The following is an 11,994-nucleotide window of genomic DNA, read 5'->3' as shown; positions in this document are numbered from 1 at the left end:
CGCGGTGCGGGAGAACGATCATGAACGGCAAGAACAACGGCAACGTCCCCGGCGCGCAGGGCGGTGGGGCAGACCAGGGCTCGCTCGGTGGGCAGATGGGCGGCGACCATCGCCAGGGTCACGGCCAGGACGGGCGGCCCGCATCGCAGGCTGAACAGCAACAGGGCGGCGGTGACCGGAAGGGCAATGGGTCGCAGCAGATGGAGCAGCAGCAGAACGACGCCAGCGACGGTCAGCGCGGCGGGATGTCTCGCCAGCAGCGGCGTCAGCAGGACAGCTGACGGCCGGCGAGGCGCGCTGCGACGAGCGGTTGGCCGCAACCGCTCTGGCAGCCGCGCCGGAACTGGGGCAGGAATGGAGCGTTGGCGGGCACGTTTCGCCCGTTCCATTCCGATCCACAGGAGTTCGTTCGATGTTCCGATTTACCCGCCCCGCCCTGCTCGCCGTCGGCGCCCTTTCGGTCCTTGCCGCCGCCCCCGCCGAGGCGCGTTGCGGCAAGCGCCTTTCGAAGACCGAAGGTGCCGTCGTCGGTGCGGCTGGCGGCGCCATTCTCGGCAACGTGATTGCCGGTGGCACCACTGCCACCATCCTCGGCGCGGCCGCTGGCGGTGTCGCCGGGCACGAAATCGCCAAGAAGGGGCAGCGCAAGTGCCGGTATTACCGCCGCTGATGCACTGATCGTTCGCGCTTGGGCTTTTCAGCCTGCGGGCTGTGCCTTGGCCTTGGCCATCGCCTTGTCGAGCGCGAGCAGCATGCCTTCCAGCCAGCCGTCCATGGCCAGCAGGCCCCGGTCGGTCAGGCGGACGAACGTACGGCGGCCATCGCGGCCGTCGTCTTCGCGTTCAACCAGCCCCTTGGCTTCAAGGATGCGCAGCCAGCGCAGGGCTGTCGTCGGCGGCACGTGGGCCCCGATGCAGGCGCTGGTGGTCGGTACGCGGCGATCCTCGCGCGCGGCGACGTAGAGGTCGAGCAGGATGTCCCAAGTGGGCTCACCGAACAGGTCGCCGCTCAGGAAGCGTTCGCGCTTGCGCCTGCCGACATAGAGTTCGTGGGCGAGCGCCAGCGCGGCATGGCCGGTGGTGGTGGTGGGGACCAGCGAACCGTCCTCGCGGTCCGTGCTGTTGGGGAGTTGCTGAACGGCCAGGCTTCCCTCGCGCCCTGCGGCAATCATCGATCTTACCGTCATCCTGTTACTTCCTTCGGTCCCGGACCGCCACGCGCCGGCCTGGCCAGCAGCTTGGTGGTCCACATGGCGGCACGAAGGCCGCCTTTCTCAGGCCGGACGCCAGGCATCATATGCGCCAACGCGGCGTGATCTTGCGACGTGTGCGACCGTGCCGATCGCCAGGACGCACAGCTGGAAGACGAAGGGAACCTGGGTCATCGCCCAGTACGCCCAACGGACCATGTCCAGCTCCCACACCTTGGCAATGTGCCCCATGACCACGATCACCTGGCCCGAACCGACCCACAGGGGCCAGCCGCGGTTGGCCCTCAGCGCGATCCACAGCAGGGAGATGAACGCCCAGGTGTCGATCACGAGATGGCCGGGATTGACGGCGAACCAGTCAGGTGCGCCGAACCAGGAGTGGTTCGCAACGTCGAGTGCGAAAGTGGCGAAAAGCACCGCGGCCACGAGCCGTTCGGGCTCGCCGCCGCGCCGTGCCGCGAAGAGCACGGTGACGATCAGGGCAATGCGAGGGATCCAGAGCGAAAGCATCTGCGCATCACACCTTCTGCAGCGCCGTCCGGCGGCCGGCTGCCGAACGACAGGGCGTCGCCCGGCAGCAGCCAACCACCATCAGGCGACCTTCGCTGCCACGTCGTCGCGATCGGCTTCGCGCGCAGCGGGCGGACAGGCATCGTTGCCGCCGTTGGTTTCGACCGCGATCGTGTTGAGACGGCCATGGACCCGGGCGAGTTCGCCGCCCGCATCGACCAGCCCCTGCTGGCTCTTGAGCAGGCGCATCAGCGCATCCTGGCCGAGGAAGGGCGCAACGCCGGTCTCGCGCCGCGCGCCGACCATGGTCTGGAGCAACTGTGCCTGACGCAAGAGAGCTTCGTCTAGCGCGGCTTCGGCCTGATGAAGGTCACGGGTGATCCGCAACTGGGCAACCCCGGTGCTCATGCCCCGGTCCATCGCGCTCGCTTCGATCTTTTCGAACTTCATGGTCTTCCCCCTTCCGCCCGAGGCAATGCCCGGGCCCGCTGTGACGGGAGATGACAGACGGATCAGTGACCGATGATCTCGGACAGCTGCGAAAAGATCGACAGTCCGCCGAGGACGATCAGGATCAGGAACACGGTTATCGCGGCAATCGAGCCGAGACGCACCAGGGTTCCGTTTGGTCCGTCGAACACCTCCGGGAGAACGCGGTAGTAGGCCTTGACCGCCCTGGCCGCTTCGCTCTGCCCCGTCTCCTGCGGCGCCTTGCGAAGGAGGCCTATGGTGGTCTGGAACGCCACCCCGTCTTCCCGATCCGGACCTTGCCCATCCGATTCGGTCATTTCGACATAGGACGGCTGATATACGGGTTTTTCCCATATGATCGCGGGACTAGAGATGGCGGAATTCCGCCGTTCCTCGACCAGTCGGCGGTATTGCTGCGCCACCTCTCCGCGGGTCGCGACGTTCAGTTTCGCGCGTGCGAGCATGATCCGTTGGTCGACCGTGTGGGGCGATATGCCTAGAAGCCTGGATATTTCCTTGGAGGTCTTGTGCTGGATCAAAAGGTCCAGCACTTCCCGCTGCTTGGGCGTGAGTGCGTCGAGAACATCGTCCTCTTCCTGCAGAGGAAAGGTCGTCATCATCATAGAGCGTGCCGTCCTGCGAAACCGCCTTCTATCGAAAGGTGGCCTCGTTCTCCCGTCAACCTGACCTGTTTAGATCCGCCCTTCATCATCCGAGGCATCCAATTGGCAAAGAAGACAGATTTTTTCCCACATCACGAGTTGAAAATGATCTAATATCCGTCCCAGCGCAAGTTAACGTTTGCGGTATTGCACCTTACGCCCTTTCCGTTTCGTGCAATTGACAGCGTTAGCTAAAGGTATTGCATCCACATGCCGGGGGGCGTGTGGCGAAACGAGAACGAGGACGGGTCGATCCAATGGGGAGGCAGGAACCTCAGCGCATGTTCATGCGGCGCACCGCCAAGGTTCTTGCGACCACGCGCGCGGTGCTTGCCGTCGTCTTCCTGCTGGCCGTGCTGATAGAACCGACCCAGCCCGCCCGTGCCGGCGCCGTCGGCCTTGCCATCCTGGCCGGTTACATGACGCTGGCTGCAGCACTCGTGATCGTGGCGTGGCGCAGCTGGTGGTACGATTTTCGCCTGGCCGTCGCGGTCCACGTCATCGACATCATTGCATTTGTCGGGGGAGTTTATTTCACCGAGGCCGGCAACAGCGACTTCTCCAGTCCTTTCATGGCCTTTGCCGCCTTTCTTCTGGTCAGCTCGAACCTGCGCTGGGGCTGGCGCGGGATCGCCGTCACCGCACTTGCGCTGCTTGTAGCCAATACTGCAGCCGGTGGCGCGCTGATGATGCTGCACTTCAATCTCGACATCTACCGGTTCGGTCGCCGGCAAGTCTACATGCTGCTGCTTTCGATCGTGATGGTCTGGCTGAGCGGCGATGGACGCCTGTCCCGGCGGGTCGAGCTGCAGGATCCGGGCGGCGTACCGGGCGAACGGCGCCTTCGCGTGCTGGCCGAGGCGATTGCCGAAATCCGCAACGCCCTCGGGGCCAAGGGCGTTGCCATCGCGCTTCTGCGCAACGAGGAGCCGCTGGTCGAGATCGTGCTGGACGACGGCACGTCGACCCACGTGATGGCGGCACCCGGCGACCTGTCCGACGATCTTGCCCTCGGCATTGCGCCAGTGATGTTCGACACCGTACGCCGCCGGCGCATCGCCTCGCTGCCCGTTGCCGGTATGGCGGCGTGGACGGGCAGGATATCGGTGCCGCTCGCCGATCACTGCGGCATCAGCGAAGGCATCATCGCATCCTTTGCCACGGCCGCCGGCCCCGGCCAGCTGCTCGCTTGGGGGATGCGGGATCTGTCGGTGGACGACTTGCCCCTGGTCGAGGCTTTCGCGCGCGAAGTCGGCCTTGCGCTCGATCGCGAGGAGATGGCCTCGCTTTCGCGCGAGGCGGCGGTTTCCGGCATCCGCAATGCACTCGCCCGCGATCTGCACGACAGCGTTGCGCAGTTCCTCGCCGGCACGCTGTTCCGGATCGAGGCGCTGCGCCGTTGGATCCGCGAAGGCAATGACCCTGAGGGCGAGATCGATTCGATCAAGCAGGCCCTGCGCCGCGAACAGGTCCAGCTGCGCGGCCTGATCGATCGCCTGCGCAGGGGCGAGGACGGCGACCGCCGCACCGACCTTGCCGAAGAGCTGGAAGCCCTGCTCGTCGAACTGTCGCACCACTGGCACATCGACACGCGGCTCGATGCGGCAATGCGTCCGCTGCCGGTCTCGATCGAGCTGGCTTACGAACTGCGCCAGCTGGTCCGCGAAGGTGTTGCCAACGCCGTGCGCCACGGGCATTGCGCAAGCGTGACGGTGTCGATCATCGGCGAGGCGGGGGCATTGCGCATGCAGATTCGCGACGATGGGCTCGGCTTCGCGACGGGCCCCGACCCGCTTCGGCCGCGTTCGATCAGCGAACGCGTCGAGGCGCTGGGCGGCAGGCTCGAAATCGCCGACGCTACGAAGGGCGTCACGCTGGATATCTCTCTGCCTGCAAGGATGGCCGCATGATTCCCGTACTGGTAGCCGACGACCATGGCTTCATCCGCGCCGGCGTCGAGGCCGTCCTGCGTGGCACGCAGTTCCAGATCGTCGCCGCGACGGCCAGCGGCGAAGAAACCCTGGCCGCGATCGACATGCACGATCCGGCGATCGTTTTGCTCGATATCAACATGCCCGGGATGAACGGGGTCGAAGCGCTCGAAGTGTTGCGCGCCAAGGGCGACAAGCGCCGCATCGTGCTGCTGACGGCAGAGATCAACGATCGCCAGTTGCTTTCGGTGATGCGCGCCGGCGTCGATGGCATCGTGTCGAAGGACGGCGCCGAGGACGAACTGGTCGACGTGCTGGAAAAGGTCCATGGTGGACAGAAGGCGATCGCCCCGATCTTCCTGCAGCGCGCGCTCGATCTTTCGCTCAGCCCGCAGGCCGGCCCGCTCGATCGGCTCAACCCGCGCGAACGCAAGATTGCCCGCCTGGTCGCGCGCGGCATGCGCAATCGCGACATCGGCGCGGAACTCAACATCGGCGAAGGCACAGTGAAGGTCTACCTTCACGCGATGTACCAGAAGCTGGGGATCGAAAACCGCACCGAACTCGCGCTGCTGGCGATCAACGATCCGGGCGAGTGACCGGCTTCATTGACGTTGCCCTTAGGGCAGTCACGTAACGTCGGCTAACCGGATGCTTGCCGTGCCTGCCTTATGCGGTGCGCACCATGGCCATGACCAACGCCGAGCGGCAGCGCCGCTATCGCCAAAGGCTGAAAGCCCGTGCATCGGGCGCCGCGCTGCCCGAACAGGCGCGTGATGCGGTCGAGCGCGCAATCTTCGCGCTCTGGTCCTTTCACGAACGCCCCTCGCCGCAGGGCCTCAGCTGGGCCGACATCGACGGGTGCCACTCGCTCGACCAGTACCGGTCGGACCTTGAACGCAACCCCGGCAACTTCATCCAGGCCTGCCGCGCCTTCCTGCCCGATTTCGCAGGCCTGACCGCCGAAGAGGCGCACGCCGTGGCCACGATCATCGCTCTGGCCGATGCGCTGCGTCTCGCTCCGCCCCGCGCCATGGCGCTGCCCCGCGCCGCCTGATCCGGGCACGCGCGATCGGGCGGACCGCCGCTCGTCGCGCAACCACCACAGCTCGGCAATCATTTGCGCAACCTGATCCGTGGTTAAGCCACGGTTTATCCAATATGTTATTGGCAGCCTAACTCTTGCCGGCGCATCGCGGCGCTGGCGTTGTCGTCGATGCGGGTCCATAGAAGTATCCGAAGCGGACCAAACCGCCGGGCGCGAAGAACGCCCAGGGGCCCTCGAAGGAAACGACGCAGATGACCCGAGCAAAGGTGATCCGGCAAGCGCTGGTGAAACAGCGGTCTCCCGCTGAACAAGTAGTGCTTCTCGTTCTCTTGGTTGCGTTCCCCACGGCGGTACGCGCGCTGGTCGATCCAGGCACAAGCGCCCTGCCCTTTCTCACCTATTGGCCAAGCATCCTCATCGGGGCGCTACTGCTCGATACCGCATACGCCGTCCTCGTCGCCTGTATCGCGGCGATTGTTTCGCAACGGTTGTTCGGCGGCGGCGCGTGGTTTGCGGTGATCGACCCGATGCGCGCGGCGTTCTTCCTGATGTTTTGCTTCTCGGCCGGGCTGATCCTGGCCACCGGCTCCGCCTTGCGCGGCGCGGTGCGCGAACTCGATGCGCTGCATGAACAGGCCGAAGGCTTCAACCGCGAGCTTCGCCATCGCGTGCGCAACATGCTCACGATCGTACAGGCCCTCGCCTCGCGCGGTCCCAAGGCCGACAATCCGCTTGATTTCTATCGCGAATTTTCCAGCCGCCTTGAAGGGCTCGCACAGGCGAGCGACCTGTTGCGGATCGGCACTGAAACCGAGGGCCGCCTGCCCGAGATCGCCGAGCGGACGCTCGAACCGTTCGGCCGGCGCACTCGGCTGAAGCTTTCGGGCGATCCTGTGATCCTGCCCGATCGCACCTGCATTCCCCTGATCATGGCGCTGCACGAACTTGCCACCAACGCGGTCAAGCATGGTGCCTGGTCCGACGATCAGGGCCTTGTCGAACTGACCTGGTTCCTCGCGGTGGACGGGCGCAGCCTGTACATCCTGTGGAAGGAACAGGGCGGGCCGCCCGTATCCTCGCCATCGCGCGAAGGGGTCGGGACCCGCCTGTTGATGCCCCAGCCGGGGCTCGATGCGGTGGAGCTCAATTTCGACCGGCGCGGCGTCTGGTGCGAAATCATGGTCGAGGGCGCGCGCCCTGTCGACGAGCAGTCCCAGCCCCAGGGGCGCATGCCCGAGCTGCGCTGAACCTGCTTAACCGCAGGAAGTTTTGCTTAGTTAACAAAATCGTAGAATTGCTACGTAACAGCCCTCGTCCTGCGTCCTTGCGAGCGTAATGTTATTGCTTTAGCTCCACAAAAAACGTGGGATTTCCAAGGCGTGGACCGTCAGATTCTTAATCTATTCATAAGCCGGTATCGCGGGGGCCTGGTCCTCGTCGCGGTGGCGAGTGTCCTGCTCAACGTGCTGGTCTTTGCGGGCTCGGCCTACATGATGCTGGTCTACGATTCTGTCCTGCCAAGCCGGTCTGTTCCGACCCTCATCGGCCTCTTCGTGATGCTCGTGCTGGTCTATGCCTTCCAGGCCGTGTTCGAGGCGATCCGCAGCGAAGCGCTCCTTGGCGTCGCCAACGGCGTGCACGACGATCTGTTCGGCGCGGTGCACTATGCCACGGTCACCCGGCCCTTGCGCAATGGACCGGACAAGGGCGACGGGCTGCAGTTCACCCGCGACCTCGATTCCATCCACACGTTCCTCGCGGGCCAGGGCCCTATCGCCCTGATCGACCTGCCCTGGGTGATCATGTTCCTCATCGTGCTCGCCTCGCTGCACTGGTGGCTGGGACTGACCGCGCTGTTCGGTGTCTTCGTCATGGCTGCCCTCGCCATCATCTCGAACCGGCGCACGATGTCGGGCTCGCGCGAGCTTTCGAATATCACCAGCGGCCGGTCCGCCGCCGCGCTCGCCGAAATCCGCTTTGCCGAATCCGCGCTTGCCATGGGCATGCAGGACCGGCTGGTCGCGCGGACTTCGGGTTGGGAAGACAGCTTCATCGGCGCCCAATCCTACCTTTCGCGCACGGTCGCCCGTCTCGGCGGGGCAAGCCGCATGTTCCGCATGCTGCTGCAATCGCTGATCCTGTCGGTCGGTGCGCTGCTGGTGATCGATGGCAAGGCGAGTGGCGGCGTGATCCTCGCCTCTTCCGTGCTGTCGGGCCGCGCGCTGGCGCCGGTCGACCAGGCGATCGCCAACTGGCGCGGCCTTGTCGCCGCGCGCGCAGGCTGGAGCCGGGTGGTCCAGGCCGTTTCCGCCTACCGCAAGCCGCCTGCCCGCGAAGTCCAGCTGAGCCGCCCCTCGGGCGAACTCGCGATCCGCGATCTGTGGGTCGCACCCCCGGGCACGCAGCGCTTCACTGTCTCGGGCGTCACCCTTCAGCTCACGCCCGGACAGGTGCTGGCCATCGTCGGGCCGAGCGCGGCCGGCAAGACCTCGCTGGTGCGCGCAATCCTGGGGATCTGGCGCCCGAACCGTGGCGAGATCCGCCTCGATGGCGCCACGCTCGATCAATGGGACGCCGAAACGCTCGGCAGCTATTTCGGCTATGTTCCGCAAGTGGTCGACCTGATGGACGGCACCATCGGCCAGAACATCGCCCGCTTCGATCCAGCCGCCACGTCGGAAGGCATCGTCGCCGCGGCCAAGGCGGCGGGCGTCCACGAACTGATCCTGTCGATGCCCGATGGCTATGAATCCCACGTATCGGCGGGCGGCGTCGAACTCTCTGCCGGACAGCGCCAGCGCCTCGGCCTCGCCCGCGCGCTCTATGGCGATCCGTTCCTGCTCGTGCTCGATGAAGCCAATTCCAACCTCGATGCCGCAGGCGATGCCGCACTGGCCCATGCCGTGCTCGACATGCGCAAGCGCGGCGGCATCGTCATCATGATCACCCACCGTCCGGCAACGCTCGGCCCGGCCACGCACATCGCCCTGATGCAGGCTGGCCGCATCGCCGATTTCGGCGAACGCGACGCCGTGCTCGCGCGCATCCAGCAGGCCAACACCGCCACCCGCATCGAGCCCGGAAACGGCTCGGATGCCAAGGACGATGAAGCCGGCACTGCGGCCGCTTCGGGAGTTTCCGCATGAACGCCCAGCTTCCCACCGATCCCGCGCGCATGCTCCTCCCCGTGCTGTGGGAAGGCGATGCCGCGGCCAAGGTCGCCCAACCGCTTCTGCTCAAGCGCCTGCTGATGACCGTTGCCGGGCTGTTCGTCGTGCTGTTCCTGCTGGCTGCGTTCGTGCCCATCGGCGGCGCGGTGATCGGCAGCGGCCAGGTCGGCGTTGAAAGCCGCGTGAAGCGCATCGCGCACCCGACCGGCGGCGTGATCGACGCGATCCTCGTCCACAATGGCGAACACGTGAAGGAAGGTCAGTTGCTGCTCCGGCTCGACGACCGCGTCACCGGCACCGATGCCGCGCTTTCCAACCTCACCGTCGAACAGCTGCTCGCCCAGCGCGCACGGCTGGAGGCTGAACGCCTTGGCGAAGGTGGCATCCGTTTCCCCCCCGAACTGACCGGCGCCAACACCGACACCGCGCGCAAGGCGATGGCGGATGAAGAGAAGCTGTTCCGCCTGCGCCAGACGGAAGAAGGCCAGATCCGCTCGCAGCTCGCCGCGCGCGTCCAGCAGTACAACCAGGAAATCCACGGCCTCGAAGCCCAGATCGCCGCGCTCAAGCAGCAGCGCAAGCTGATCGAGCCCGAACGCCAGGGCGTGAAGGATCTGTGGGACAAGCAGCTCGTCACGATCAACCGGCTCAACCAGCTGGAACGCACCGCGGTCGATCTCGATGGCAACGTTGGTTCGCTCCAGTCGCAGATCGCGCAGGCCCGCGCCCGCATCACCGAAGCGCAGGAGCAGTCGATCCAGCTCGTCCAGACCCGCCGCGTGCAGGCCGGTACCGACCTTGCCCAGGTCAACACCGCGCTCAACCAGCAGCAGGTCCGCTCGGTCGCCGCCGCCGACCAGAAGCAGCGCACCGAAATCCGCGCGCCCTATTCGGGCAGGGTCGAAAAGGTCGCGTTCTCGGCCATCGGCGACGTGATCCGCGCGGCCGAGCCGATCATGGAGATCGTGCCCGACAAGGATGTCTTCGTGGTGGAGGCGATGGTCAGCCCGGCCGACATCGACCAGGTGATCGAAGGCCAGCACGCCCGCGTACGCTTCACCGCGTTCAACCACGCGGCAACGCCCGAAATCCCTGGCAAGGTCATCTACGTCGCCACCGACCGCACCGACAATCCCGAAGCGCGCCAGGCCTATTACACGATCCGCATCGCGGTTCAGCAGGACAAGGTCCGCAAGGAAGGGCTCGATCTCAAGAGCGGCATGCCCGCCGAAGTCTATGTCGAAACCGGCTCTCGCTCGATGCTGTCGTACCTGACCAAGCCGCTGCGCGACCAGTTCATGCGGGCGTTCCGGGACAATTAAGTGAGGGATCAGGGGGGAATGCACGTGAAGACACTACTGCTCGCCGGGGCAGCACTGGTGGCGAGCCCGCTCGCCGCCCGCGCCCAGGATGCACCAAGTCAGCCCGCGTTGGCCCCATCGGAAATGGGCCCGCCCGCGCCCGCCCCCGAAAGCGCGCTGCGCTATTCGCCCGACCTTCCCGGCGGCACGCCCGCCGACATTGCCGAAGCATCGCGCGCCGGCACCCCGGTCGATGCCCTGCCGCAGGCGCTCAGGCTGGCCTACTGGACCAGCCCCACCGTCCTTGCCCAGCGCGCTGCGCTGCGCGGGATCGATTACCGCGTGCCCCAGGCCCGCGCCGCCTTCGGCCCACGGCTCGATTACCAGGTGGGCTACGACATCACCCGCTCGGGCCTGCGCAAGCCGGGCAACGGGTGGTCCGACAACACGACGCGCAGTCTCACCACCACCGCCGTCCTCACCCAGCCGATCTTCACCTTTGGCCGCAACGCCGCGTCGGAACGCTATGCCCTGGCCCAGCTCGGCTACCAGCGGCAGGTCATGCGCTCGGCCGAACAACAGGCCCTGCTCGATGCGATCGGCGCCTATGTCGGCCTGCTGCGCGATCGCGCCGCCGTGGCCATTGCGCGCGACAACCTCGCTACGCTGGAACAGGAACTGTCCGATAACCGCGCTCGGCTCAAGCGGCGCGAGGTGACCTCCACCGATGTCGAGCAGGTCGAAACCCGCGTCGAACTCGGCCGCGCGCAAGTCTTCACCGCGCAGCGCGATGCGGCGGCGGGCGAAGCGACGTTCCTGCGCATGATCGGTGCTCCCGCCGGCGCCCTTGCCGCGCCCAACCCGCTGCGCCTTCCCGCGGACTCGCTCGAAGCGGCCTACGCCTATGCCGAAGGCCACAACCCCGTGCTCATTGCCGCGCAGGAACGCGAAAAGATCAGCCGCGCCAGCCTTGAATCCACCAAGGCGGACTTGATGCCGCGGGTCGACCTGAAGGGACAGGCGGATTACGTCAACGGCTGGAACGTGCAGAGCCTGTTCGGGGCGATCCCCCGCCGCGACCAGCGCGACTTTTCCGGCCAGGTCGTCCTGTCCGGCCCGATCTACGAAAGCGGCCTGCGCCAGGCCCGCGTGGGCGAGGCGATCGCCGCCAACGATTCCGACTGGCGCCTGATCGATGCGGCCCTGCGCGAAAACCGCGCCACGCTCGCCGCCGCCTGGGATGACTGGAAGGCGCTCGGCGCCGCGGTCGATCGCTATGCCAGCGCGGTGGAATCGGCCCGCCGCGCCTATGACGGTGCCCTGCTGCAGGAAAAGGCGGGGCTCCGCACCACGCTCGACGTGCTCGATCTCGCCCGCGAACTGCTGCTGGCGCGCGGCAACTACAACAGCGCGATGGCCAGCGCCTACATCGCCCAGGCCCGCGTGCTGGCCGCCATGGGTGCGCTCGAACAGACCTGGCTGCTGCCGGGCGAGCCGCGCTACGATCCCGACGACCACTTCGACAAGGTCAAGCATCGCGGCGACGTGCCGCTGCTCACGCCCCTGCTGCGCGGTATCGACGGCCTGCCCCTCGGCAGCGCCAGCGCACGCGCCTTGCGCGATCCCGCCGCGCCGCGCACCGCCGCCCCGGTGGAGCTCGATGCCGTCAAGGAACTGCCGGTCCCCTGAGC

Annotated in this window: 13 protein-coding genes; 9 read left to right on the top strand and 4 right to left on the bottom strand. The window is 66.3% G+C overall.

From position 1 onward, the window contains the following. Nucleotides 1-20: 20 nt before the first annotated feature. Both HHL27_RS05760 and HHL27_RS05755 read left to right on the top strand, forming a co-directional pair. Nucleotides 21-281: a hypothetical protein gene (locus tag HHL27_RS05760; protein WP_169492426.1), complete on the top strand. Its 261-nt coding sequence runs from the start codon at nucleotides 21-23 to the stop codon at nucleotides 279-281. Nucleotides 282-412: 131 nt separating this feature from the next. Continuing rightward, nucleotides 413-670 carry a glycine zipper 2TM domain-containing protein gene (locus tag HHL27_RS05755; protein WP_169492425.1) on the top strand — a complete coding sequence of 86 codons (258 nt, stop codon included), beginning with the start codon at nucleotides 413-415 and terminating at the stop codon, nucleotides 668-670. Between the two features lie 27 nt (nucleotides 671-697). Here HHL27_RS05755 and HHL27_RS05750 read toward each other — a convergent pair whose 3' ends face one another. From HHL27_RS05750 to HHL27_RS05735, 4 genes are all read right to left on the bottom strand, one after another. Continuing rightward, entirely contained in the window at nucleotides 698-1,186 is a 489-nt protein-coding gene (locus tag HHL27_RS05750; RefSeq protein ID WP_169492424.1) for a MarR family transcriptional regulator, read from the bottom strand. An 87-nt stretch (nucleotides 1,187-1,273) separates the two neighbouring features. Beyond that, complete coding sequence (locus tag HHL27_RS05745) at nucleotides 1,274-1,720, bottom strand: hypothetical protein (RefSeq protein ID WP_169492423.1); 447 nt, start codon at nucleotides 1,718-1,720, stop codon at nucleotides 1,274-1,276. A gap of 81 nt (nucleotides 1,721-1,801) precedes the next feature. Continuing rightward, nucleotides 1,802-2,170, bottom strand: a complete 369-nt coding sequence (locus HHL27_RS05740; protein WP_240959411.1) for a hypothetical protein — start codon at nucleotides 2,168-2,170, stop codon at nucleotides 1,802-1,804. A 62-nt stretch (nucleotides 2,171-2,232) separates the two neighbouring features. Next, entirely contained in the window at nucleotides 2,233-2,814 is a 582-nt protein-coding gene (locus tag HHL27_RS05735; RefSeq protein ID WP_240959409.1) for a helix-turn-helix transcriptional regulator, read from the bottom strand. Between the two features lie 320 nt (nucleotides 2,815-3,134). Between HHL27_RS05735 and HHL27_RS05730 the strand changes: the two genes are divergently transcribed. The 7 genes from HHL27_RS05730 to HHL27_RS05700 all read left to right on the top strand — a co-directional run bounded on the left by HHL27_RS05730 (nucleotide 3,135) and on the right by HHL27_RS05700 (nucleotide 11,992). Next, entirely contained in the window at nucleotides 3,135-4,763 is a 1,629-nt protein-coding gene (locus HHL27_RS05730) for a sensor histidine kinase (RefSeq protein ID WP_169492422.1), read from the top strand. Next, nucleotides 4,760-5,383 (top strand): response regulator, encoded by a 624-nt coding sequence (locus HHL27_RS05725; RefSeq protein ID WP_169492421.1) that lies wholly within the window; start codon nucleotides 4,760-4,762, stop codon nucleotides 5,381-5,383. The genes HHL27_RS05730 and HHL27_RS05725 overlap by 4 nt, the downstream gene beginning before the upstream one ends. 86 nt (nucleotides 5,384-5,469) lie before the next feature. Beyond that, nucleotides 5,470-5,841 (top strand): hypothetical protein, encoded by a 372-nt coding sequence (locus HHL27_RS05720; RefSeq protein ID WP_169492420.1) that lies wholly within the window; start codon nucleotides 5,470-5,472, stop codon nucleotides 5,839-5,841. Nucleotides 5,842-6,083: 242 nt separating this feature from the next. Then, on the top strand, nucleotides 6,084-7,079 hold the full coding sequence (locus HHL27_RS05715) for a sensor histidine kinase (protein WP_169492419.1): 996 nt from the start codon (nucleotides 6,084-6,086) through the stop codon (nucleotides 7,077-7,079). Nucleotides 7,080-7,211: 132 nt separating this feature from the next. After that, nucleotides 7,212-8,978: a type I secretion system permease/ATPase gene (locus tag HHL27_RS05710; protein ID WP_169492418.1), complete on the top strand. Its 1,767-nt coding sequence runs from the start codon at nucleotides 7,212-7,214 to the stop codon at nucleotides 8,976-8,978. Continuing rightward, nucleotides 8,975-10,324, top strand: a complete 1,350-nt coding sequence (locus HHL27_RS05705; RefSeq protein ID WP_169492417.1) for an HlyD family type I secretion periplasmic adaptor subunit — start codon at nucleotides 8,975-8,977, stop codon at nucleotides 10,322-10,324. Before HHL27_RS05710 ends, HHL27_RS05705 begins: the two co-directional genes overlap by 4 nt. A 24-nt stretch (nucleotides 10,325-10,348) precedes the next feature. Then, nucleotides 10,349-11,992, top strand: a complete 1,644-nt coding sequence (locus HHL27_RS05700) for a TolC family protein (protein WP_338114830.1) — start codon at nucleotides 10,349-10,351, stop codon at nucleotides 11,990-11,992. Nucleotides 11,993-11,994 lie beyond the last annotated feature (2 nt).

The sequence above is a fragment of the Novosphingobium olei genome, from assembly GCF_012927405.1.
Taxonomy (GTDB): Bacteria; Pseudomonadota; Alphaproteobacteria; order Sphingomonadales; family Sphingomonadaceae; genus Novosphingobium; species Novosphingobium olei.
The sequence above is the reverse complement of the archived record's forward strand: the minus strand, read 5'-3'. Positions and strand labels throughout refer to the sequence as shown.